This window comes from Acinetobacter sp. TY2 (assembly GCF_046269225.1).
Taxonomy (GTDB): domain Bacteria; phylum Pseudomonadota; class Gammaproteobacteria; order Pseudomonadales; family Moraxellaceae; genus Acinetobacter.
The window spans coordinates 1-24,347 of record NZ_JBJZOR010000036.1 but is presented as its reverse complement, the minus strand read 5'-3'; the positions used below and the strand labels follow the sequence as shown (position 1 = coordinate 24,347).

Here is a 24,347-nt window from a genome sequence, read left to right as displayed (position 1 = left end):
CCATTTCTTTCTCAACGCAACCCCCAAAATGCATTATTCATGCCAAGCGACTTTTTTTTATACCAAATTACTCTTTTTGTTCGCCTTTAGCCTATTTATTCAACAAAATTACTCCAAATAATCTGATTCTTTTATACTAATCTCAATATAAAAGCCTCAAATAATCCAAATTCAACTAATCTTTCAACATCAAGCTCTTTTTCTCTATCTGACTTAAATGAATTTTCACCTTATCTGTGAATTACATATTCAATAAAATGGTTTTTTATTTTATTTATTGTTGTAAATTGCTATATCGCTTCTTCTAAAGCATCAGCATTACCCTCTTTACGTTGTTCAATTTGAGCTGATAATTTTAAAATATCCTGATACAGCACATTAAACTGTTTCACTTGAGCATCATTCTTAAATAAAATTTGATCTCCTTTTCGCTCCCACTCATATTTCTTTAGCATTGCTAACATTTCATCTGCTTTATTAAAAACTTGTATTTCAAGCATAATCAAAGAACTCTCTTGATCATGTTTCAAATTTTTTTCCAATTTTTCTTCTAGTGGTTTACGTAACTCACGATCAATATCGAGCTTTTTAACTTGAGCAAGCGCCTCATTTTTATTAAGTTCATTTTGTTTTAAATACTTCTCTGAAGCTTGATGCGCTGTTTGCAACATTAATTCTGTTTCTTTATAGGCTTGCTTACTGTCCTTGTCTAAACGGTTAACATTTAAAAATTGATCCCACTTCACTGTTTTTAATTCACGTAAGTATTGATTCCTTGTTTCAGCATTCTTTACCCAATAATTCAATACAAACTCTGACAATACCTTATAGTCACCGTGTAAACGTTCATCATGTACGTTCAGTTGAATGGGTTTCGACCAATCCTGTGCCTGTTCATACAATTGTTCCATTTTTTCAGACATCACCAAATCAAAAGTCTGACGTTCAGCTTCATTCTTTTTTAATGAATAATGTTGATAGCCCATAATAGATGCCACTATGGCAATCAAAACAATGAGGAAAATAACAAAACGGCGCATATCGACCTCTATATTGATGCTCTTTTTTATATAAGGAAGCATAACTTTAAACGTTAAATTTGTGTATTTTTTTTGATCAAAATAATGAGTTACATTATTTTACGGTGTAATAATCTAATGAAATATAAGGTATATATTTATAAAGTTTGCCGTGAATAATAGATAAAAATGACGAAAACCATAAAAACCACCCGTAGTTATAATGTGATTTCAGCCATTCTTGCTTTCGTGCTTTGGGGTGGATGGACATTTTATATCAATACAAAAATGGATAGCCTACAACACGGAATCATTTCAGGCTTAACTCAAGGGGTCTGTAGCTTCGTTATCACACTATTTATGACTTTTTTAATTGATAAACAATTCAATTATTTTACAAATGATCTTGCTAAACTTTGTCTTCCACCTGTTTGTACAGTTTTACTAACTGGGAGCTTTTTAATACTTGTGCATCATTTGATTGGTACACCTTCTATAGTGTATACCCTAGCGCCGGTACTCACCGTGGCATTTTTATTTGCCATCTTTACCAATTTAAAACTCTACCGTACTTATAAAAATCAGCCTCATCTTCAAACGTAGATAATTTTCAATATCAGTTTGTTTACTTACACCTCTAAAAGACCTAAGAATCAGAGTAATCACCTATGCAACAACATGATCCAAGTGAAGCAAGACGACCACTCAAAGTCCGAGGGAATCAACTGAGTAAAAACGTTGCACGTTGGCTTAGTCAAAAGTCAATTACACCCAATCAAATTTCAATTTTGAGTATTGTCTTTGCCTTGTTATCCGCAATGTGTTTTCTGCTTTCAACACAAAATTTAAGTATGCGTCCATTTTGGCTAATCGCTGCTGCACTTCTAATTCAAGGCAGGTTATTGTGTAATTTATTTGATGGTATGGTCGCCATTGAAGGTGGGAAATCAACGGCTTCAGGTGAATTATTTAATGACATTCCTGATCGTATTTCTGATCCACTCATTATTATAGCTGCAGGATATTCCGTTCTAAGCTCAGTTTGGGGAGCAGAACTTGGATGGTTAGCCGCTTTACTTGCTGTACTCACAGCGTATGTCCGAACATTAGCAGTTTCTATGGGCGCACCATCAAATTTTGCAGGACCGATGGCGAAACAACATCGTATGGCATTACTCACTGTCGCCTGTTTTGCGACAGCAATCGAATATTATGTGTGGCAACATGATTTTGTCATGTTCGGCGCTTTAATCATTATGAACATTGGTTGTGTTTTCACACTTATCAAACGAACAACCGCAGCTTATTATTTCTTAGAAAATAAGTAATCGATGTACAAAACTTTAAATCTGACCGAAACGCCCTCATAATTACAATCTGTTTATAAAATTTTGAGAAAGCCATGCGTGTAGATATTTGGTCAGACATCGTTTGTCCGTTTTGTTATATCGGAAAAAAACGTTTAGAAGCTGCTGCTGAACAAGCGGGTGTTGAGCTCGAAATTCATTGGCATAGCTTTGAACTTGATCCTGAAGCGCCACCTCGCCAAGAAATTTCTAACTCTGAACGCTTGGCTCAAAAATATAACCGTACTATTGCTGAAGTAGAAGATATGCAACGCAATATTGCGGAAATGGCAAAAGCTGAAGGCATTGAATTTAACTGGGAAAATGCTAACTCAGGCAATACCTTTAATGCACACCGTATTGTGCATTTGGCACAAAGCAAAGGCTTAGGCTCAGAAGCCAAAGAAGCTTTATTTTATAGTTATATGACGCAAGGCTTACCTATTGGCGAACGTGAAACACTTGAAGATGTTGCTTCACGTATTGGTTTAAACCCTGTAGAAGTGGATGATGTCCTCGATTCAGACGAATTTGCTGACTTTGTTAAATTTGATGAGCAAGTTGCACATGAACAGCTAAAAGTAACAGGCGTACCTTTCTTTGTTTTTGATCAACGTGTGGCTTTAGCAGGTGCTCAACCTCGTGAAGTTTTTTTACAAGTATTTGAACAAACACTGAATACCGCCGATCAAGCTACTATAGAACAATCAACTGATGCACCTGTCTGCAATGATGATCAATGCGACGTTCCTGAAAAATAAGTCTTTAATCATTGCACTTAAATCCACAATATTATGGGTTTAAGTGCATTACAGTATGCTAATAATTTACTAAAACATGAATAAAGATACAAAAGATAGATATAATCCTTCAATATTTGACTATATTTTAATCAAATTATCACTTATTCTTTAACTGTAGATTCTTTTTAAACATGCGCTGTAAGTTTCTATTTTTTTTTGATGAACTTAATTTAAGTCATCTTTTTACTAAATCCTCTTCCGTAGAGGATTTTTAGTTTTCTAATTTGGTTTGAAGTCACATAAACTACAGATGTATAAAAGTAAGCTGATATTTGTTCATATACCGCTATTCAAAACGATTTAGCTCATTTTATTGTATCGTATTTAAACAAATGTCCCATTATGACTACCTTATAAACAGTTTTTCTGTCATATTCAGATTAGAATATGACATCTTAAAATTGTCCTACAATTTTTAACGCTGATGACATACATCTCAACAGAATTTTTGCTTTAGCGTAGGAAACTAGTCCGACTAGTTTCCTTTTTTTTATGTTTATATTTGAAATAAGTCACTCAATTACACAGATGATGTAATTGATTTAAAATAACAACTTTCAATTTATAAAGATCTTTGCTACAACTTAAATATTCCCTTTGATTTTGGCACTTTTTCAGCCAATTCAAACGTCATCTGCTGAATACTTTTATAATCTATCAATTCAATTGATTGAGTTATTGTTCTCAGCCCAAAAAATGGGGTATTTATGAAGATAAAACAATACAATATCTATTTCATGTTTTTACCCTTGGTTTGCTCCTCCTTGTTGAGCATGACAGTGCATGCTCAAACAGAATCGGACTATAAAATTCCATCAATTAAAGATCAAAATTTAAAGTGGACAGATGCAATTCCTCGAATGGTTGATGCAACGCCAACACTCTTTCCTGAGGAATCTAATCAATCCATCGTATTGCCCACTCAAGACACAGAAGATATGACTTGGGCAGATCGTCAACAAAAATCGATACGAAATTGGGCTGACCGAACAGCACATAAAATGGATGATTGGTTCGGTGAAACCAATCCTGAGCAACCTGCAAGTGCAACGCTCAGAGTTATTGTTGATAATCGATGGAATAAACATGATGACTATGACATTAAACCAAGAATTAGAGGACGGATTAAATTACCCACACTCGAAAATAGATTAAGTGTCGTTTTTGGTGATGATTCTTTAGATAATGAAATTCAGAACAATATTGCGATTACCAATGAAAATCCAGGCAATAATCCCAATAAAACAATAGATAGCAAACGAATTAAAGATGACAATGCCTCTATTGCCCTACGTTGGTCACAAATTTCAAAAAGCCTGCCTTTTGAAACTGATGTAGATTTAGGTATCCGCTCTGGTGATGATATTTATGCACGTTTAAAAGCCGAAAAAACATGGACATTAGAAAATGACTTTTATTTTCATGCAGAGCAAATTTATCGTTACGGTATCGACAGTGAAAACTATTTACGTACCAATTTAGAAATTAGCCATGCTCGTCCAAATCAGGCACTACTTTCGAATCAGTTTTATATCACCTATGCCGATGACCAAGATGATGATCTTACTTGGGATAACAGAACTTATCGACAGCATCAATTTTTTCAAGGCAACCGTTTTAACTATGGTATTTACACAGGTGGGTTTTATAATAATGATGATCTGCGTCTAAACAGTTGGGGACCCTTTATTTCGTGGCGTCAACCCGTTTTACGTGAATGGTTTTATGTGCAAGGTGATCTGAATTATTTTAATGATCATCGGGAAGATAAAAGCCACTATCCGAGTGCTTTGTTGCGTTTAGAAGCTTTATTTTAAGCTCACGTTGAATATCTAGATACTGATTACTCTACATATTGTGGATAAGTTCAGACTTATCCACTGATATCTGAAATAACTAGACTATTATATTTTTTCTATTTTATACAATTCGAATATAAACTATAAAAAAGCCTATCATTACGATAGGCTCTCTCAACAAAAATTACTGCTTATTTGAGTAATAGGTTGTTAATACGTTTTACATATTCGGCAGGGTCAGCAGGTAAACCACCTTCTGCAATCACTGCTTGGTCGAAGATCACATTCGCAAGATCATCAAACTGCGCCGAACCCTCAAGTTTTTTTACCAAAGGATGTTCAGGGTTAATTTCCAAAATTGGTTTCGATTCAGGCACTTCTTGACCTGCTTGTTGTAGCATACGAATCAATTGTGGAGAAAGTTCACCTTCACTTGTTACAAGACACGCAGGAGAATCGACTAAACGTGTCGTTACACGAACTTCTTTAGTTTTAGCTTTCAATGCATTAGAAAGTTTATCAACTACAGGTTTAAATTGTTCTGCCGCCGCTTCAAGTGCTTTCTTCTCTTCTGCGTCTTGTAAATCACCAAGGTCTACTGCACCTTTTGATACATTTTGCATTGGCGTACCGTCAAACTCATGTACAAATTCCATTGCCCATTCATCAACACGATCAGCCATCAACAACACTTCAATGTCTTTTTTACGGAACAATTCAAGTTGTGGTGAGTTTTTAGCTGCAGCAAGACTATCCGCAGTAACAAAATAAATTGCTTTTTGACCTTCTTTCATACGCGCTTTATAGGCTTCAAGTGAGGTCGAAACATCATCATTTTGTGAAGTTGAGAAACGTAGAAGTTTTAGGATGCGTTCACGGTTACCCATGTCTTCACCTAAACCTTCTTTAATCACTGAACCAAATTCAGCATAGAATTTTTTGAATTTCTCTTGATCCGCTTCATCTTCCGATTTCGCTAAACCATCAAGCATGGTCAATACACGTCGTGCATTCCCTTCACGGATGGTTTTCACATCACGGCTTTCTTGTAAAATTTCACGGCTCACGTTCAATGGTAAATCGGCACTATCGACTACACCTTGTACGAAACGTAAATAGTTAGGAATCAGGTTATCTGCGTCATCCATAATAAACACACGTTTCACATACAGCTTAATACCTGCTTTCGCTTCACGTGTAAAAATATTCGCAGCTGCTTTAGATGGTACATAAAGCAATTGGGTATATTCGGTGCTTCCCTCAACACGGTTATGTGCCCAAGCCAATGGTGCATCAAAATCATGGCTTAAATTTTTATAGAACTCAACATACTGTTCTTCAGTAATTTCATTTTTGCTACGTGTCCAAAGTGCACTAGCGGAGTTAATCACTTCCCATTCATCTGTTTTCACATACTGACCTGGCTTCGCTTCTTCGCCTTCAGCAACTTCTTCTTGCTGCCAAACTTCTTTTTGCATTTCGATTGGTAAGCTGATGTGATCAGAATATTTATTGATGATTTGTTTAACTTTATAAGCATCTAAATAATCTAAAGCATCTTCACGTAAATGCAGAATAATATCTGTTCCACGTGAATCCTTTACGATTTGCTCAACTTCAAAATCACCTGTTCCACCACTAATCCAACGCACACCTTCCGAAGTATCTAAACCTGCACGACGAGATTCCACAGTAATTTTATCTGCAACAATAAAGCCTGAATAGAAACCAACACCAAACTGACCAATCAATTGTGCATCAGATTTTTGATCACCTGAAAGCTTAGACATAAAGTCTTTAGTACCCGACTTAGCAATCGTACCTAAATTATCAATTGCTTCTTGCTCACTTAAGCCAATCCCATTGTCGGAAATGGTCATCGTTCTTGCTTCTTTATCTAAACTCACACGGACATGTAAAGTCGGATCATTTTCATAATACTCAGGATGATTAATACCTTCAAAACGCAATTTGTCACATGCGTCAGAAGCATTTGAAATCAATTCACGTAGGAAAATATCAGGGTTAGAATAAAGAGAATGCGTGACCAAATGTAAAAGTTGGGCTACTTCTGCCTGAAAACTATGTTTTTTTGTACTTTGCTCGCTCATCGATCGTTCCTTAAAATTAAAACACTTTTTATTGAATGCTTTAGAGATGGAGGAACATCAGGTGATTTCAAGGTATTGCGTAAAAAAATTTAAAAAGGACCCTGTTTATAAATTCGATTCATTTCCAAATCGAGTTTCTGTTGACGCATTTTATACACTTCAGCCAAGCACTGAACATTACTCTGACATTGATCTCGTAAAACGAGCCATTTCACTTGCTGATCTCGAATCACCCCACGATTACCCATCGGAACCAATTTACGCACAATATTATAAGTGGTTGCCATTTTCACATCGGCATCATTAATTTCACGTTGCGCACAAATGGTACGTTCCGAAGCCATCGTCGCACGGTCACAATCAAAACTTGCTGCCTGAGCCATCTGAAATACGCCTAAACCTAACAATAATCCAATAATTCTAATCTTCATTTTTCATTCTTCTTTATGTTCAGCAAATGAGCTTAAAAAAATTTGCAATAAACTGATAGGACTTTTTATGCCTATTTTCTATTAATTGCTAAATGGTCAAAATATACAGATATAAAAAAACCTCAGTAGAACTGAGGTTTTTCACTACCAAGTCTAAATTAGAACTTGTAGCTATAACCAATTGTATAAACAATAGGATCAATATCTAAATCAAATTTTGCAGCCGTTACATCACCAGCTTTTACTGTGACTTCAGGGCTTAACTGTGCATAACGCGCATCAAAATAAACACCCCAGTTTTTCGCATCAGCAGGTTGGAAATTTACACCAATCTGACCTGCAACACCATAATCCTCTTTTACTTTGATATCTGTACCTGCTAAAGCACCAGATGATTGTTCATCAAATGCAATAAAAGCAGCAGCACCTACACCAATATAAGGTGTTAAACGAGTTGAGTTTTTAAAATGATATTTGGCAGTAATTACAGGTGGCAAATGTTTCACTTTTGCTGCTTTTTCACCGTCTAGTAAAATATCATGACCAATTGGTGTAGCCAATAACAATTCTGCTGAGAAGTTATCATTGAAAAAATATTCAACTGATGGCGTAAATGCAAGCTCATCATCACCTTTAACAACACCAACACCAGCAACAGCTGTATCTTGAGTTGGTGAAATTACAGAACCACCGACTTTAACTTGAAACTGACCAGCCATTGCTGAAGCAGACATCCCCATTAATGCAATAAGAGCAACTTGTTTTAACATTTTTAATACCCTAGTGTTGTTTTCGGACATATTACACACAACATTAAACGTGATGCAATACGCATTAATTAATATTTTGAAATGTTATTTTCAAGCCATTGATATTTAATAGATTTTATTTAATCTTATTAATTAGGTTGGTTTTTAAATCCAACCTAATTAATAAACTTTATTTTTCAACTATTCAATAATACTTATTACTCAATATAGAATACGAATCATTTAAGATTATAAAGATTTTATAAAACCATTGCCGCAATCCAACCAAAAATAAGCAACGGAATATTAAAGTGAATGAAGGTCGGAACTACCGTATCCCAGATATGATCATGCTGACCATCGACACCCAAACCTGCTGTAGGACCCAATGTTGAATCTGAAGCAGGTGAGCCTGCATCGCCAAGTGCTGCTGCCGTACCAATCAATGCGATAGTTGCAAGCGGTGAGAAACCAAATTGAACGCACAAAGGTACATAAATAACAGCAAGTACAGGAACACTAGAAAAAGATGAGCCTATACCTATAGTCACAAATAAACCAATAAATAACATGAGGAATGCTGCAAGGGCTTTATTGTCACCAATCGTGTGAACGACACCATTTACTAACTGATTAATATCACCTGTATGGGTCATTACGGAAGCAAAACCTGCAGCAGAAATCATAATGAAACCTACCAATGCCATCATACGCATACCTTGTACAAAGACATCATCGGCTTCTTGCCATTTGAAAATACCTGCAGCAGATAACACCGCAAAACCAACCAAACCGCCTAGAATCATCGAGTCAGAATACAACTGTGCAACAAGTGTCAAAACAATCGCAAGCAATGCCATCAAGATGGTTTTTCTCGCAATCACAGGTGCTTTTTGTGCTTCTTCAATCAGCTCTTCGCCATCAGCTTTAAGCTGATCAGAACTCACTGCGCGAAGGGGTTTATCAAGATCAATTGTAGCTACAGGCGATACATTACGATCGACATAAATACGGGGTTTACGGTAGCTTATGAATACAGCAACAAGCGTACCAATTACCATACCAAGAACAGGAATCGCCATACCCATTGGCAACATATAACTTTCTACATGCAAGTTATAAGCTGCACCAATTTTGTTGATATTTCCCATCAAAATCTGTTCAAGGAAAATTTTACCAAAGCCTACTGGTAAGAAAATGTACGTTGCCACTAAACCAAGTGTGAGCACACATGCTGCCGCACGACGGTCGAGTTTTAAATGGTTCATAACCTTTAGTAATGGCGGAACAAGCACCGGAATAAAGGCAATATGCACAGGAATTAAATTTTGAGAAAAAATTGCAGAAATGAGTAAAATAACGAGCAGTAAGTATTTAACTTTTTTTGCCTGCTTTTGGGTTGTTTCCATTCCCAATAAGCCAATTAATTTATGTGCAAGTAAATCTGGTAACCCTGATTTTGCCAAAGCCAATGCAAATGCACCCAATACTGCATATGCTAATGCAACCTCAGCACCATCGCCAAGACCATCATTAAAAGCAGCGACTGTATCAGACAGACTTAAACCAGCAACTAAACCACCTATAATTGCTGAAATGACCAAAGTTAAAACAACAGAAACGCGTAACAGTGAGAGAATGAACATCACTGCAATCGCTATAACGACAGCATTCATAGCGTAAATTACAAAAATTTGAAAGTCGAGATTTTAACAGATTCAATACAAGTAAGCTGTAATTTAGTCAAGTTGTACATTCAATGATCGAGTGATTTTCATTAACACATCACCCAATCACTGAAAAATTTAATTATTTTGCTTAAAAATTATTATTTTGCGATGCGAAAGATTTGATATAACCAGCAATTTCTTCTGGTCGACTCAGTACCGCCCAGTGGTTTGCATCCACTTCAACTTTACTAAAATCAGTCGCCCATTTTGGAATTTCATCAATCAATTCTGGACTAACAAAATTATCACGTTTCAATACTACCGCTTGTACAGGGCAAATCGCATACCGCTGACGAGGCATCGTTAATCTTGGAATAAAATTAGCACGATATAATAAAATCCCCTGCTTACCATCTTGGGTAATCTTTTCATTCTTCGGTAAACCTTTTTGATGCTCTAAACGCTCGACAATTTTCCCCCAACGCTCGGCATTAAGGAAAGTCCACACACTTGGTGCAAGTACAGGCAATTGAAATGCCACGATATACCATGATTTAAAGAGCTGTTTAAAAAATTTATTTTTTTTATGTGTAAATTGATTACGCATCCAAAAAGCTGCATGGTCTAAACACGGGCCTGAAATAGTGGTATACGATAAAATTTTATCTTTAAATTTCGGTTCAGTCACCGATTCCCACGACTGAATTGAGCCCCAATCATGTGCTGCCAAGTGAAATGCACGATTAGGTAACAGCTGATTCACCACGCATTCTAAATCAAGTGATAAACGCGGCAAAGCATAATCACGTATACGCTTTGGTACAGATGACTCACCTGCCCCTCGAACATCGTAAGTAATGACATAGTAATCATTTAATAGATGCTGAATCATCGGCTCCCACACTTCCTGATTATCAGGATAGCCATGAACTAAAACCATTGCAGCTTTGTCTTTATTCCCCCATGTTTTCGCACATAGTTTTTGATTATCTTGTGTTACCACCCAATGTAATTCTGCTTGCATACTGTACCCTATTCTTTTTTATCTACTTATGTGATCAATAACACCTCTATCCATCACATTCATCATTTTATGTATTCAGTTCAGTATGTATTAAATTTTATCGACGCGTATTGACCTGATCTACAATTAAAATTTAATGATCGACAATATCGTTTTTATCTTTTATAAGGATGAATTCAATACTAAAAAAAAGCGCTTTAAGCGCTTTTTATAAAAAATAATTTATTTCTTCTGTTCAATAGCCGCACCAGCACCACCACCGAGAGCACCACCAATAGCTGCACCCGCATTACCACCAAAGATTCCTTTACCAATTGCGGCACCTACACCTGCACCAATACCACTGTATGTTGCATTGCGGTTAGAACCATTTTCAACTTTACTACCTACAGCAGCACCACCACCTGCACCAAGCGCACCGCCAACACCACCACCAACGTGATTACCTACACCTCCACCCACTGCACCACCTAATGCTGCGGCACCAATACGCTTATCATTGGCAGACATGTTTTCACAACCCGCGAGTAGTACTACTGGAAGCATTGCTGAACATAAAACTAATACTGATTTTTTCATGACTAAATTCCCTTAAATATAGCTCTATTCAGGATACTCTTTTTCACATTATCGATTGATTACATTGTGTTATTTTTCATACCCTTTTGTAGTTTTATCGCCACTTTTTCTTCATTTCTGAGCATCACTAGACACCCAAGTAAAAGCATGATTAAAAAAATAAAGTCATAATAAAATAGAAAAAATTTATGTTGTTATAACATTTACCATTTTTATTTTATTCAATATAAAAAATAAAAAAAGACGCCCTTAGGCGTCTTTTTTTATTTCAAACTTTAAATAATATTCTTAGAAAGAATCTTCGTTTAATGCTTGAGAGAATGCTTGATCTACTTCAGAAAAGTCATTTACAAGCTCATGTTCAGCAGCTTCTGCTTCCTGACGACGACGCTCTAAATGATAAGCCAAACCTGTACCCGCTGGGATCAGACGACCTACAACTACGTTCTCTTTCAAGCCACGTAATTCATCTTCTTTACCTGTTACAGCAGCTTCAGTTAACACACGTGTTGTTTCCTGGAACGATGCAGCAGAAATGAACGAGTCAGTAGAAAGCGATGCTTTGGTAATACCCATCAATAAACGTTCAAATTTCGCAGGGAACTTGTTCTGCGCAAGAACAGCTTGGTTCTCTTGCATTACACGAATGTACTCAACTTGTTCGCCTTTGATGAAGCTTGTATCGCCACCATCAGTGATGTCAACTTTACGTAACATCTGACGAACGATAACTTCGATGTGTTTATCGTTGATTTTTACACCTTGTAGACGGTAAACGTCCTGAACTTCGTTCACGATGTAGTTAGTCAACGCCACTTCACCTTTCAGACGTAAAATGTCATGCGGATTTTGTGGGCCATCAGAAATCGTTTCACCACGGTTAACATGTTCGCCTTCAAACACGTTAATGGTACGCCATTTAGGAATCAGTTCTTCATAAATTTCAGAACCATCATCTGGTGTAATCACTAAACGGTTTTTGCCTTTGGTTTCTTTACCAAAAGTCACGACACCCGAAATTTCTGCAAGAATTGCATGTTCTTTCGGTTTACGTGCTTCAAATAAATCCGCTACGCGTGGCAAACCACCGGTAATGTCACGAGTACGTGAAGTTTCCTGTGGAACACGACCAATAACGTCACCTACACCAATCGTTTCGCCATCACGAACAGAAAGAATTGTGTTTTGTGGCAAGAAGTAGAACTGTTCACCACCGTCAACAGTATCCAATACAACTGCTGGACGTAAATCTTTACCTGACACAGGACGTGAAGTCACTGGTAAGATTTCGATTGTCGACATGCCTGTTGCATCATCAGTTTTGGTCGTAACAGTCACGCCATCAGCGATTTGGCTGAAACGTACTTTACCCGCAACTTCTGTTACAAGTGGATGTGTATGTGGATCCCAAGTTGCAACAATACCGCCTGCTTCTACAGCTTCGCCATCTTTAATGATAATCGATGCACCGTATGGCAATTTGTAACGTTCGCGCTCACGACCGATCTCATCTGCAATACCAATTTCACCTGAACGTGAAGTCGATACCAAGTGGCCTTTCGCGTGTTGTACTGTTTTCACATTGTGGAAACGTACTGTACCTTTGTTACGAACTTGTACGCTGTTTGCAGCAGACGTTCGGCTCGCAGCACCACCAACGTGGAACGTACGCATGGTTAACTGTGTACCAGGTTCACCAATTGATTGCGCAGCCATAACACCCACAGACTCACCAGGATTTACCTGATGACCACGAGCCAAGTCACGACCATAACATTTCGCACAAACACCGAAAGTCGATTCACAGTTTACAACTGAACGTACTTTGATTTCATCGATACCCGCATTTTCAATAAATGTTGCAAGTTTCTCATCAATCAATGTATTACGTTCTAGTAAAACTTCGTCTGTACCAACACGTTTCACATCTTCAGCAACAACACGACCCAATACGCGTGCACCCAAGTTTTCGATTACATCGCCACCTTGAATGAATGGAGTCATTACAAGACCGCCTAACGTACCGCAATCTGGCTCGTTAATTACCAAATCTTGTGCAACGTCTACAAGACGACGAGTCAAGTAACCTGAGTTCGCTGTTTTAAGTGCGGTATCGGCCAAACCTTTACGTGCACCATGTGTCGAGATGAAGTACTGAAGTACTGTCAAACCTTCACGGAAGTTTGCTTTAATTGGTGTTTCAATGATCGAACCATCTGGTTTCGCCATCAAACCACGCATACCTGCAAGCTGACGAATCTGAGCTGCCGAACCACGGGCACCAGAGTCAGACATCATATAAATTGAGTTGAATGATTTTTGTTTCTCATCTTCACCCTGTTTATTTTTAACAGTTGTGAAAGATAAGTTATCCATCATCGCTTTCGCTACTTGGTCATTTGTACGCGCCCAAATATCGACAACTTTGTTATAACGTTCACCAGCAGTTACAAAACCTTGTTCAAACTGTTGTTCAATTTCACGAACTTCAGTTTCTGCTTTTCCAATAATCGCTTCTTTTTGCGGTGGAATAAGCATGTCTTCCATACCAACTGACACACCTGAGCGAGTCGCTTGACGGAAACCAAGGTACATTAATTGGTCAGCAAAGATTACAGTATCTTTAAGACCTAATTTACGGTAACAAGAGTTAATCAATTTAGAGATGTTTTTCTTCGTCATCTCAACGTTGATTTGTTGGAAGTCCATCCCTTCAGGAACAACTTCCCAAAGTAGACAACGACCTGGTGTAGTATCTACAACAATCGTTTGATGCTCACGGTTACCGTTTTCATCAATAATCGTTTGATGCACACGTACTTTAACACGAGCATGTAAATTAACTTGATTTGTAGCAAGTGCACGGTTTACTTCGTGAGTATCCGCAAACACCATGCCTTCACCTTTGGCATTGATCGCATCACGAGTGATGTAATACAAGCCCAAGACAACGTCCTGAGAAGGAACGATGATTGGCTCACCATTCGCAGGTGACAAGATGTTGTTTGTAGACATCATCAACGCACGAGCTTCTAACTGAGCTTCAAGTGTTAATGGAACGTGTACCGCCATTTGGTCACCATCGAAGTCGGCGTTGAACGCAGCACATACGAGTGGGTGAAGACGGATCGCTTTACCTTCAATCAGAATAGGTTCAAATGCTTGAAGACCTAAACGGTGAAGTGTTGGCGCACGGTTCAACATGACTGGATGTTGACGAATTACAGATGCAAGAACGTCCCAAACTTCTGGTGTTTCACGCTCAACCATTTTCTTTGCAGCTTTAATGGTGGTTGCTTGACCTGAAGCTTGTAGTTTCGCAAAGATAAACGGCTTGAATAATTCAAGTGCCATTTTCTTCGGTAAACCACATTGGTGAAGACGTAAAGTAGGACCAACGGTAATTACCGAACGACCAGAATAATCGACACGCTTACCAAGTAAGTTTTGACGGAAACGACCTTGTTTACCTTTGATCATATCTGCCAAAGATTTAAGAGGACGTTTGTTTGAACCTGTAATCGCACGACCACGACGACCGTTGTCTAACAACGCATCTACAGACTCTTGTAACATACGTTTTTCATTACGTACGATAATGTCTGGTGCTGCAAGATCAAGAAGACGTTTTAAACGGTTGTTACGGTTAATCACTCGACGGTAAAGATCGTTCAAGTCAGAAGTTGCAAAACGACCACCTTCAAGCGGTACCAACGGACGAAGATCAGGTGGAAGTACTGGAAGTACTGTTAACACCATCCATTCTGGTTTGTTATTCGACTCTTTGAACGCTTCCATAAGTTTTAAGCGTTTAGACGCTTTTTTCAACTTAGTTTCAGACGTCGTCGTTGGAATTTCTTCACGTAAACGAGAGATTTCAGCTTCAAGATCGATGTCTTTCAACAAATCTTGAACAGCTTCTGCACCCATTTTCGCGCTGAATTCATCACCGTGTTCTTCTAACGCTGTGAAGTATTCTTCATCGTTAAGAAGTTGGTATTTCTCCATTGGAGTCATACCAGGATCTGTTACAACGTATGATTCGAAATACAATACACGTTCGATATCACGAAGCGTCATATCTAATAATAGACCAATACGGCTTGGTAATGATTTTAAGAACCAAATATGAGCAACTGGCGAAGCCAATTCGATGTGACCCATACGTTCACGACGAACTTTCGCAGTTGTTACTTCAACGCCACATTTTTCACAGATGACGCCTTTGTATTTCATACGCTTGTACTTACCACACAAGCATTCGTAATCTTTTACTGGACCAAAAATTTTGGCACAGAACAAACCATCACGTTCAGGTTTGAACGTACGATAGTTAATAGTTTCAGGCTTTTTAACTTCACCATGAGACCATGACTTAATCATTTCTGGTGACGCAAGACCAATACGGATGCGATCAAACTCTACTGGAGCATGACCGTCTGAGTCCGTCTTTTTGCGCATGATATCGAGCAAGTCTTTCAATTTTTTTCTCCGTGTATCAGTGAGATTTTCACTCTCTGACGGGGTCACAAATATTGTTTTTACTGAAATTTGGGAATATCTAATCCCACTAAGTCCCCCTTTACAAAGAGGGACTTTCTCCCCTCTTTATTAAAGAAGGGTTGGGAAAGATTTCTTAGTCACCATTTTTCAGTTCAATGTTGATACCTAAAGAACGGATCTCTTTGGTCAATACGTTGAACGATTCAGGCATACCCGGATCCATATAATGGTTACCATCTACAATGTTCTTATAGATGCGAGTACGACCTTCAACGTCATCCGACTTAACAGTAAGCATTTCTTGTAACGTATATGCTGCACCGTAAGCCTCAAGTGCCCAGACCTCCATCTCACCGAAACGCTGCCCCCCGAATTGTGCTTTACCACCAAGCGGCTGTTGCGTAACAAGAGAGTAAGAACCTGTTGAACGTGCATGCATTTTATCATCAACCAAATGGTTAAGTTTAAGCATATACATATAACCAACCGTTACCGGGCGGTCGAAACGCTCACCAGTACGTCCATCATACAATACAGTTTGACCTGTACGTGAGATACCGCCTAGCTCAAGTAACTCTTTGATTTGACCTTCATCAGCACCATCAAATACAGGTGTTGCCAATGGCACACCGATACGTAAGTTACCAGAAAGTTTTAAGATCTCATCATCAGTTAAGCTATCAAGATCTTCTTGCTCGCCACCAACTTTGTTATAAATCTTGTCTAAGAATGCACGAAGCTCGAGTACAGTACGTTGCTCTTTTAACATCTTGTCAATTTTATCGCCAAGACCTTTTGCAGCCATACCTAAGTGAGTCTCGAGAATCTGACCCACGTTCATACGTGACGGTACGCCTAGCGGGTTCAATACGATATCAACAGGTACACCGTTAGCATCGTGTGGCATGTCTTCTACAGGTAGGATGTTTGATACAACACCTTTGTTACCGTGACGACCCGCCATTTTATCACCCGGTTGGATGCGACGTTTTACAGCAAGATAAACTTTAACAACTTTCAATACGCCAGTGGTTAACTCATCACCAGTTGAAAGTTTACGTTTTTTCTCTGCAAATTTTTCGTCAATTTCAATGCTCTTCTCTTTCAAGAACACTTGAATTTGCGTTAAACGTTCAGCAATTGCTTCATCAACAGGTTGAATTTCAAGTAGATCAACAAGCTCTAAACCAGACAATTTTTCATCAGAAAGTTTGTCACCACGTTTAGTCGTGCCGCCACCATTTGATTCCTGACCTGTCAACAAGCGTACAACACGCTCACGAGCAGCTTCTTCAAAGATTTTGTATTCTTCTTTCAAATCTTTACGGTAAGCATCAAGTTGAGCTTTCTCAATTGCTTGAGCACGATCATCTTTTTCAATACCATCACGTGTGAAAACTTGAACGTCAATTACTGTACCTTTAGTACCCGATGGAACACGTAATGATGAATCTTTTACGTCAGCCGCTTTTTCACCGAAGATTGCACGTAGCAATTTTTCTTCTGGTGTAAGCTGGGTTTCACCTTTCGGTGTCACTTTACCAACTAAAATATCACCTGCAGTTACTTCAGCACCAATATATACGATACCTGATTCATCAAGCTTAGACAGCGCAGCTTCACCCACGTTCGGGATATCCGCTGTGATTTCTTCCGCACCCAATTTAGTATCACGTGCTACACATGACAATTCTTGAATGTGAATAGAAGTCAAACGATCTTCTTGAAGAACACGCTCAGATAACAAGATCGAGTCTTCGTAGTTGTAACCGTTCCAAGTCATGAATGCAACGCGCATGTTTTGACCGAGTGCAAGCTCACCGCCATCTGTTGATGGACCATCAGCCAATACATCACCACGACCTACTTTATCGCCCAAGTTCACAAGAACTTTTTGGTTAATACAAGTATTTTGGTTCGAACGTGTATATTTGATCAGGTTGTAAATATCTACACCTGCCTCGCCTGCGATCATTTCGTCTTCGTTTACACGAATAACAACACGAGATGCATCAACAAACTCGATACGACCACCACGGTTTGCAATCACACATACGCCAGAGTCATGTGCTACGTTTGCTTCCATACCTGTACCAACAAGTGGCTTGTCAGCAAGCAATGTCGGAACAGCCTGACGTTGCATGTTTGAACCCATCAATGCACGGTTGGCATCATCGTGTTCAAGGAATGGAATAAGTGATGCTGCTACAGATACAACCTGTTGTGCAGATACATCCATATGCGTCACTTTTTCAGGAGGCATACGAACAAAATCACCTTGGTGACGTACAGATACAAATTCTTCTGTTAAGTTACCGTCTTTATCAACACCAGAATCGGCCTGTGCAATCACAGTACCTACTTCTTCAATTGCAGATAGATACTCAATATCAAGTGTAACTTGACCATCGATAACTTTACGGTAAGGTGTTTCCAAGAAACCAAAGTTGTTTGCTTTTGCATAAACAGACAATGAGTTGATCAAACCAATGTTTGGACCTTCCGGTGTTTCAATTGGACATACACGACCGTAATGCGTTTGATGTACGTCACGTACTTCAAAGCCTGCACGCTCACGCGTCAAACCACCGGGACCAAGTGCTGATACACGACGTTTGTGTGTAATTTCAGACAATGGGTTGTTTTGATCCATAAACTGAGACAGCTGGCTTGAACCAAAGAATTCTTTGATTGCCGCTGCAACAGGTTTTGCATTGATCAAATCTTGCGGAGACAAGTTATCTGTTTCTGCTTGGTTTAAACGCTCTTTAACAGCGCGCTCAACACGTACAAGACCTACACGGAATTGGTTTTCTGTCATTTCACCAACAGAACGAACACGACGGTTACCCAAGTGATCGATATCGTCAACTTCACCTTTACCGTTACGAATTTCAACCAATGTTTTCAATACATCAGTAATATCGCCATTTGAAAGAATACCTTCAACTTCACGAGATTTCTGATCTGTACCCACTTCGTAAGGACGACCCAAACGACGGTTGAATTTCATACGACCTACTGGAGATAGATCATAGCGTTCAGTTGAGAAGAACAAGTTATTAAACAGGTTCTCAGCCGCTTCTTTCGTAGGTGGCTCACCTGGACGCATTACTTTATAGATTTCTACAAGTGCTTGCTCACGACCTTCTGTCGTATCTGCACGTAATGTATCAGCAATAAACGGACCACGATCAATATCATTGGTATATAGAATATTGAACTGTTTAACACCGCCTTCAGCAATTTTCACCATGATTTCATGGCTAAGCACTGTATTGGCAGCAATGACATCACCATTATGTAATGGAATATCTTCAGCTGTAATACGCTCATACAAGTATTCATCTGGAACAGGCAGTTTGGTTAAACCAGATGCTTCCATTTGACGTACGTGACGTGCATTAATACGTTTACCTTGCTCAACAACAACTTTGCCAGATTCATCAGCAATGTCGAACTGTGCCATTTCGCCACGCAGGCGTTCTGGTACAAGGTCAATCTGATAGCTACCCATATCAAGATATACAGGTACTTTCTCATAGAACATGTTAAGAATTTGTTCATTGTTATAGTTCAATGCACGAAGAATCACAGTCGCAAGTAATTTACGGCGACGGTCAATACGAACAAAGACTAAATCTTTCGCATCAAATTCAAAATCCAACCATGAACCACGGTAAGGAATGATACGTGCTGAATAAAGCACTTTACCGCTTGAGTGCGTTTTACCTTTATCATGGTCAAAGAACACACCTGGAGAACGGTGTAACTGAGATACGATTACACGCTCAGTACCGTTGATCACAAATGTACCGTTCTCGGTCATGAGTGGCATTTCACCCATGTACACTTCTTGTTCACGAACGTCTTTGATTGATTTCGTTTCGCGATCTTTAATGATCAAACGAATTTTTACACGCATTGGTGCAGCATAAGTCGAACCACGTAAAATACATTCACGCACATCGAACTCAGGCTTACCAAGACTATACTCAACGAATTCTAAAGCGGCATTGCCAGAATAACTTTCAATTGGAAACACTGAACGAAATGCCGCTTGGAGACCGATATCTTCGCGATTTTTGGGTGTTTTACCGCCTTGTAAGAATGTTCTATACGAATCGACTTGAATCGACAATAAGTATGGAGCCTTCATCACTTGGGGCAATTTACCAAAATTCTTGCGGATCCGTTTCTTTTCGGTATATGAGTATGCCATCTGGAGTCCTCGGAAAGTAAACCAAACCCGCCTGCAGAACGGGCTCAGAAGGAATTACGCAGGTCGATATGACCACCACCTTTTACAAATGCTGCAATTTTTCAGTGGTATTAAAACGCTTAACAATATTTTCAAAACAGAAAAACATTGTTAAGCGTTTGAATTTAATAATTATTATCAATAATTGATGCATTTTATAGCAATACAATCAAAAATCGAGCCGATTATTGTAACGCAAAAAGGCTGATGACCCAAGAGCCATCAGCCAATTTGTGGAGCCAATTTTGAAAAAATTGACTCCGCTTAAGATTACTTAAGTGTAACTGTAGCACCAGCTGCTTCAAGTTTCTTCTTAAGTTCTTCGCCTTCTTCTTTAGTAGCGCCTTCTTTAATAACAGCAGGAGCACTTTCAACCATATCTTTAGCTTCTTTCAAGCCAAGACCAGTTGCTTCACGAACAGCTTTAATTACAGCAACTTTGTTCGCGCCGAAAGAAGTCAATTCAACATTGAATTCTGATTGTTCTTCAGCAGCAGCAACAGGACCTGCAGCAGCTACAGCTACAGCAGCAGCAGATACGTTGAATTTTTCTTCGAAAGCAGAAATAAGTTCAACAAGCTCAAGAACAGTTTTTTCAGCAACTGCGTTTAGGATTTCTTCGTTTGTTAAAGCCATGAGAGTAACTCCAAATGGGTATTGAATGATGTGAAAATTGATTTAAGCTTCTGAAGCTTCTGAAACTTCTGCCGCTTCTGGAGCTGTATTTTTCTCTTGAAGCGCTGTAAGTAAGCGACCCAATTTCGAAATAGGAGCTTGAAGAACATTTGCAAGCATAGTAAGCGCTTTTTCTTGGTTTGGAAGGTTTGCGATAACGCTAACTTCTTCACCTTGATAAAGCTTGCCATCGAATGCAGCAGCTTTAAGTTCAAATGCTTTGTTAGTTTTCGCAAATTCTTCAAACAAACGTGCAGCAGCACCCATGTCATCTTCAGAAGTTGAGAAAGCTAAGATTGTTGGGCCAACAAGGTTGTCGTTCAAGATGTTAAATTGAGTATCTTGAAGAGCACGCTTAGCCAAAGTATTACGTACAACACGTGTAGCAACACCTAACTTACGAGCTTCAACACGAAGAGCAGTTAATTGCTCAACAGTTAAACCTTGGTAGTCAGCAACAACAGCAGCAAACGCTGTAGAAGCAACTTCAGTTACTTCAGCAACGATCTGTTTTTTGCCTTCGATAAGAAGAGCCATTGTAAAACCTCCTAACGGTGATTTATGTACTTACGCGAAGTACACTCCCAATTCGTAAATTCATTACTGAACTTACACGCGGAGGATGAACAAATCACACCACCGCGTCTACTCAGACTGGATTTTTAAGAAGTAAGTCCGAGAACTCACCTCGCCTGAGGTCTTTGACGCTGATAAATAAATTTATCAATTCAAAGTTTGCCTAAGTATGCAAGACATCCAAAACTGGCTTTCTTGCGCAATATTGAAACAGTATTTCAAATATCACTCAGGGCTTCAAAATTCTGTTAAATAAGTCGAGACTTATTTAGAAACGTTTGCTACATCAACAACAAGACCTGGGCCCATAGTTGAGCTTAGAGTGATCTTTTGAACGTAAACACCTTTAGAAGTAGCAGGTTTTGCTTTCTTAAGATCAACGATAAGCGCTTCAACGTTTGAACGGATAGCTTCAGCAGTAAAACCTACCTGACCAATAGCAGCGTGAATGATACCCGCTTTGTCTACACGGTAACGTGCTTGACCAGCTTTTGCATTTTTAACTGCAGTCGCAACGTCAGGAGTTACAGTACCCACTTTAGGGTTAGGCATTAAGCCACGTGGACCAAGAATCGTACCTAATTTACCCACAACACGCATAGCGTCAGGTGCAGCAATTACTACATCAAAGTCAAGGTTACCAGCTTGGATGCTCTCAGCAAGATCATCAAAACCAACAACATCTGCGCCTTCAGCTTTAGCAGCTTCAGCAGCAGCACCTTGAGCAAATACAGCAACACGTACAGTTTTACCAGTACCTGCAGGAAGTGTAGTCGCGCCACGAACAACCTGATCAGATTTACGTGGGTCAACGCCTAGGTTTACAGCCACATCCAAAGATTCTTTGAATTTAGCAGCAGGTAGGGTGTTAAGAACTTGTACAGCTTCTTCCAAAGTATAAACTTTGTTTGCTTCTATAGCAGCAGCAATGGCTTTTTGACGTTTAGTTAATTTAGCCATGTCTTATAGCTCCACTTCCAAGCCCATAGAACGCGCAGAACCAGCAATGGTACGTACACGTGCGTCTAAATCAGCACCAGTAAGATCTGGTTCTTTAGTAGTCGCAATTTCTTCCAATTGAGCGCGAGTCAACTTACCAACTTTAGTTTTATTTGGTACAGCCGAACCCTTTTGGATACCAGCAGCTTTCTTAAGAAGAATAGCAGCAGGAGGAGTTTTCATGATAAATGTGAACGACTTATCGTTGTACACAGTGATCACTACTGGAATTGGTAGACCAGCTTCAACTTTTTGTGTAGCAGCATTGAATTCTTTACAGAATGCCATGATGTTTACACCACGTTGACCTAGTGCAGGACCAATCGGTGGAGATGGATTTGCTTTACCAGCTGGAACTTGCAGCTTGATATAGCCGTCAATCTTCTTAGCCATTTCAATTACCTCTGGGTACAAACGCCGATGAAGGCTCCCCAAGTTTTATATGCAACGAAAATCAGTACGATACCGTTACAACAACAATGCCCGATTCAAAGAAATCGGGCGCTTGATCAACCAAAGCGGATTAAATTGCTTTTTCGACTTGTCGAAATTCCAATTCAACCTGAGTTGGACGATTAAATACATTGATCGTCAACGTTAAACGTGACTTATCATACAGAACTTCTTCCACCACACCTCTAAAGTCGGTGAATGGACCGTCCACAACAAGTAATTCTTCACCTGGCTCAAACATCGTCTTAGGACGAGGTGCTTCACCCGTATTATTTACACGTGCAAGAATCGCATCTGCTTCTTTTTGCGTAATTGGTGCAGGCTTTTCAGCAGTACCACCAATAAAACCGAGTACTTTCGGGCATTCTTTAACAATATGCCAAGTATCGTCATTCATTTCCATTTCGATTAATACATAACCTGGAAAGAATTTACGCTCAGACTTACGTTTCTTACCATCCTTCATTTCCACCACTTCTTCAGTAGGGACAAGGACATCACCAAAACTATCAGCAACAGCGCTACGCTGGATTCGATCATTAAGCGAACGCATCACTTGTTTTTCATAGCCTGAATAGGCATGAATAATGTACCAACGTTTCATAGCTCTCTTACCCGATAATAAACTTCATCAACCAACTGATTAAGCTGTCAAAACACCACATTGTAATTGCCGCAACAATCACCACAGCCAATACCTGCCATGAAGCAGTCACTGTTTCATTTTTAGTTGGCCATGTGACTCGACGCAACTCAATGCGTGAATCTTTCAGCAAACGGACAAAGCCTTTGCCTTGATGGGTGGCGTATAATAAACCTAAAGCCCCGATGATACAAGCCAAAATTACCCCAATACGCACCCAGATATTACTAGCAGGCTCCCAATAGGCTGGCAAAGACTGATTTACCATGAGTGAACCAACAAATAAAACTAGAGCTATGATCCATAACACCACATCAAGCGGAGAACCAGAACTTACTGTTTCAGCGGAAGTATTTCTTTGAGGGATTGGCGCGTCGCTTAATGCGTCACGCGATTTATCATTCGACATTCTTGTACTCGTCGTAGGATTCGCGACTTATTATATGACCTGTTTAGCCAGCATCAAGCTTTTATTTACAAAATCTGGCAGGTCAGGACGGGATCGAACCGCCAACATTCGGTTTTGGAGACCGACGCTCTACCAATTGAACTACTGACCTATAACTTTACAGACTTAATATAACAGATTGGGAATCGTAATTCCCAATCCATTAATCATTTCATACGATATTATGCAGTTACTTTCGCAACAACACCAGCACCAACTGTACGACCACCTTCACGGATCGCAAAACGTAGACCTGGG

At 39.2% G+C, this 24,347-nt stretch carries 19 protein-coding genes, 1 tRNA gene and 1 pseudogene; 4 read left to right on the top strand and 17 right to left on the bottom strand.

What is annotated here, in order from left to right:
* Positions 1-290: 290 nt before the first annotated feature.
* Positions 291-1,040 carry a hypothetical protein gene (locus tag ACK1JC_RS15855; RefSeq protein WP_409512835.1) on the bottom strand — a complete coding sequence of 250 codons (750 nt, stop codon included), beginning with the start codon at positions 1,038-1,040 and terminating at the stop codon, positions 291-293.
* 168 nt (positions 1,041-1,208) lie between these two features.
* Between ACK1JC_RS15855 and ACK1JC_RS15850 the strand changes: the two genes are divergently transcribed.
* From ACK1JC_RS15850 to ACK1JC_RS15835, 4 genes are all read left to right on the top strand, one after another.
* Positions 1,209-1,622 carry a hypothetical protein gene (locus ACK1JC_RS15850; RefSeq protein ID WP_409512834.1) on the top strand — a complete coding sequence of 138 codons (414 nt, stop codon included), beginning with the start codon at positions 1,209-1,211 and terminating at the stop codon, positions 1,620-1,622.
* Positions 1,623-1,687: 65 nt separating this feature from the next.
* Complete coding sequence (locus ACK1JC_RS15845) at positions 1,688-2,347, top strand: CDP-alcohol phosphatidyltransferase family protein (protein WP_409512833.1); 660 nt, start codon at positions 1,688-1,690, stop codon at positions 2,345-2,347.
* Between the two features lie 74 nt (positions 2,348-2,421).
* A complete protein-coding gene (locus ACK1JC_RS15840) occupies positions 2,422-3,126 on the top strand; it encodes a DsbA family oxidoreductase (RefSeq protein WP_409512832.1) in 705 nt (234 codons plus the stop codon).
* Positions 3,127-3,905: 779 nt separating this feature from the next.
* The gene (locus ACK1JC_RS15835; RefSeq protein WP_409512836.1) at positions 3,906-4,985 is read left to right on the top strand and encodes a hypothetical protein; all 1,080 of its coding nucleotides are present in this window, start codon (positions 3,906-3,908) and stop codon (positions 4,983-4,985) included.
* Positions 4,986-5,158: 173 nt separating this feature from the next.
* Here ACK1JC_RS15835 and htpG read toward each other — a convergent pair whose 3' ends face one another.
* The 16 genes and pseudogenes from htpG to ACK1JC_RS15755 form a co-directional block, all read right to left on the bottom strand.
* Positions 5,159-7,078, bottom strand: a complete 1,920-nt coding sequence (htpG, locus tag ACK1JC_RS15830; RefSeq protein WP_409512831.1) for a molecular chaperone HtpG — start codon at positions 7,076-7,078, stop codon at positions 5,159-5,161.
* 89 nt (positions 7,079-7,167) lie between these two features.
* Positions 7,168-7,509: a lysozyme inhibitor LprI family protein gene (locus ACK1JC_RS15825; RefSeq protein ID WP_409512830.1), complete on the bottom strand. Its 342-nt coding sequence runs from the start codon at positions 7,507-7,509 to the stop codon at positions 7,168-7,170.
* Between the two features lie 158 nt (positions 7,510-7,667).
* On the bottom strand, positions 7,668-8,279 hold the full coding sequence (locus ACK1JC_RS15820) for an OmpW/AlkL family protein (RefSeq protein WP_409512829.1): 612 nt from the start codon (positions 8,277-8,279) through the stop codon (positions 7,668-7,670).
* A gap of 239 nt (positions 8,280-8,518) precedes the next feature.
* Positions 8,519-9,934 carry a Na+/H+ antiporter family protein gene (locus tag ACK1JC_RS15815; protein WP_409512828.1) on the bottom strand — a complete coding sequence of 472 codons (1,416 nt, stop codon included), beginning with the start codon at positions 9,932-9,934 and terminating at the stop codon, positions 8,519-8,521.
* A 142-nt stretch (positions 9,935-10,076) separates the two neighbouring features.
* The gene (locus ACK1JC_RS15810) at positions 10,077-10,952 is read right to left on the bottom strand and encodes an alpha/beta fold hydrolase (RefSeq protein WP_409512827.1); all 876 of its coding nucleotides are present in this window, start codon (positions 10,950-10,952) and stop codon (positions 10,077-10,079) included.
* Positions 10,953-11,174: 222 nt separating this feature from the next.
* Positions 11,175-11,531: a DNA transfer protein p32 gene (locus ACK1JC_RS15805; RefSeq protein ID WP_409512826.1), complete on the bottom strand. Its 357-nt coding sequence runs from the start codon at positions 11,529-11,531 to the stop codon at positions 11,175-11,177.
* 288 nt (positions 11,532-11,819) lie between these two features.
* The gene (gene rpoC / locus ACK1JC_RS15800; RefSeq protein ID WP_409512825.1) at positions 11,820-16,013 is read right to left on the bottom strand and encodes a DNA-directed RNA polymerase subunit beta'; all 4,194 of its coding nucleotides are present in this window, start codon (positions 16,011-16,013) and stop codon (positions 11,820-11,822) included.
* A gap of 154 nt (positions 16,014-16,167) precedes the next feature.
* The gene (rpoB, locus tag ACK1JC_RS15795) at positions 16,168-20,256 is read right to left on the bottom strand and encodes a DNA-directed RNA polymerase subunit beta (protein ID WP_409512824.1); all 4,089 of its coding nucleotides are present in this window, start codon (positions 20,254-20,256) and stop codon (positions 16,168-16,170) included.
* A 309-nt stretch (positions 20,257-20,565) separates the two neighbouring features.
* Positions 20,566-20,931 carry a 50S ribosomal protein L7/L12 gene (rplL, locus tag ACK1JC_RS15790; RefSeq protein ID WP_409512823.1) on the bottom strand — a complete coding sequence of 122 codons (366 nt, stop codon included), beginning with the start codon at positions 20,929-20,931 and terminating at the stop codon, positions 20,566-20,568.
* Between the two features lie 42 nt (positions 20,932-20,973).
* Positions 20,974-21,507 (bottom strand): 50S ribosomal protein L10, encoded by a 534-nt coding sequence (gene rplJ / locus ACK1JC_RS15785; protein WP_409512822.1) that lies wholly within the window; start codon positions 21,505-21,507, stop codon positions 20,974-20,976.
* Between the two features lie 303 nt (positions 21,508-21,810).
* Positions 21,811-22,506 (bottom strand): 50S ribosomal protein L1, encoded by a 696-nt coding sequence (rplA, locus tag ACK1JC_RS15780; protein ID WP_409512821.1) that lies wholly within the window; start codon positions 22,504-22,506, stop codon positions 21,811-21,813.
* Positions 22,507-22,509: 3 nt separating this feature from the next.
* Positions 22,510-22,938 carry a 50S ribosomal protein L11 gene (rplK, locus tag ACK1JC_RS15775; RefSeq protein ID WP_004868049.1) on the bottom strand — a complete coding sequence of 143 codons (429 nt, stop codon included), beginning with the start codon at positions 22,936-22,938 and terminating at the stop codon, positions 22,510-22,512.
* A 130-nt stretch (positions 22,939-23,068) separates the two neighbouring features.
* On the bottom strand, positions 23,069-23,602 hold the full coding sequence (nusG, locus tag ACK1JC_RS15770) for a transcription termination/antitermination protein NusG (RefSeq protein WP_409512820.1): 534 nt from the start codon (positions 23,600-23,602) through the stop codon (positions 23,069-23,071).
* A gap of 7 nt (positions 23,603-23,609) precedes the next feature.
* Entirely contained in the window at positions 23,610-24,050 is a 441-nt protein-coding gene (gene secE, locus ACK1JC_RS15765; protein ID WP_409512819.1) for a preprotein translocase subunit SecE, read from the bottom strand.
* A gap of 75 nt (positions 24,051-24,125) precedes the next feature.
* Positions 24,126-24,201 (bottom strand) — tRNA-Trp (locus tag ACK1JC_RS15760).
* A 70-nt stretch (positions 24,202-24,271) separates the two neighbouring features.
* Positions 24,272-24,347, bottom strand: a pseudogene (locus ACK1JC_RS15755) (elongation factor Tu); the annotation flags it as partial.

Coding starts and splice junctions, on each gene's coding strand:
- ACK1JC_RS15855 (WP_409512835.1), bottom strand. CDS start 1,040: ATGCGCCGTTTTGTTATTTTCCTCATTGTTTTGATTGCCATAGTGGCA.
- ACK1JC_RS15850 (WP_409512834.1), top strand. CDS start 1,209: ATGACGAAAACCATAAAAACCACCCGTAGTTATAATGTGATTTCAGCC.
- ACK1JC_RS15845 (WP_409512833.1), top strand. CDS start 1,688: ATGCAACAACATGATCCAAGTGAAGCAAGACGACCACTCAAAGTCCGA.
- ACK1JC_RS15840 (WP_409512832.1), top strand. CDS start 2,422: ATGCGTGTAGATATTTGGTCAGACATCGTTTGTCCGTTTTGTTATATC.
- ACK1JC_RS15835 (WP_409512836.1), top strand. CDS start 3,906: ATGTTTTTACCCTTGGTTTGCTCCTCCTTGTTGAGCATGACAGTGCAT.
- htpG (WP_409512831.1), bottom strand. CDS start 7,078: ATGAGCGAGCAAAGTACAAAAAAACATAGTTTTCAGGCAGAAGTAGCC.
- ACK1JC_RS15825 (WP_409512830.1), bottom strand. CDS start 7,509: ATGAAGATTAGAATTATTGGATTATTGTTAGGTTTAGGCGTATTTCAG.
- ACK1JC_RS15820 (WP_409512829.1), bottom strand. CDS start 8,279: ATGTTAAAACAAGTTGCTCTTATTGCATTAATGGGGATGTCTGCTTCA.
- ACK1JC_RS15815 (WP_409512828.1), bottom strand. CDS start 9,934: ATGAATGCTGTCGTTATAGCGATTGCAGTGATGTTCATTCTCTCACTG.
- ACK1JC_RS15810 (WP_409512827.1), bottom strand. CDS start 10,952: ATGCAAGCAGAATTACATTGGGTGGTAACACAAGATAATCAAAAACTA.
- ACK1JC_RS15805 (WP_409512826.1), bottom strand. CDS start 11,531: ATGAAAAAATCAGTATTAGTTTTATGTTCAGCAATGCTTCCAGTAGTA.
- rpoB (WP_409512824.1), bottom strand. CDS start 20,256: ATGGCATACTCATATACCGAAAAGAAACGGATCCGCAAGAATTTTGGT.
- rplL (WP_409512823.1), bottom strand. CDS start 20,931: ATGGCTTTAACAAACGAAGAAATCCTAAACGCAGTTGCTGAAAAAACT.
- rplJ (WP_409512822.1), bottom strand. CDS start 21,507: ATGGCTCTTCTTATCGAAGGCAAAAAACAGATCGTTGCTGAAGTAACT.
- rplA (WP_409512821.1), bottom strand. CDS start 22,506: ATGGCTAAATTAACTAAACGTCAAAAAGCCATTGCTGCTGCTATAGAA.
- rplK (WP_004868049.1), bottom strand. CDS start 22,938: ATGGCTAAGAAGATTGACGGCTATATCAAGCTGCAAGTTCCAGCTGGT.
- nusG (WP_409512820.1), bottom strand. CDS start 23,602: ATGAAACGTTGGTACATTATTCATGCCTATTCAGGCTATGAAAAACAA.
- secE (WP_409512819.1), bottom strand. CDS start 24,050: ATGTCGAATGATAAATCGCGTGACGCATTAAGCGACGCGCCAATCCCT.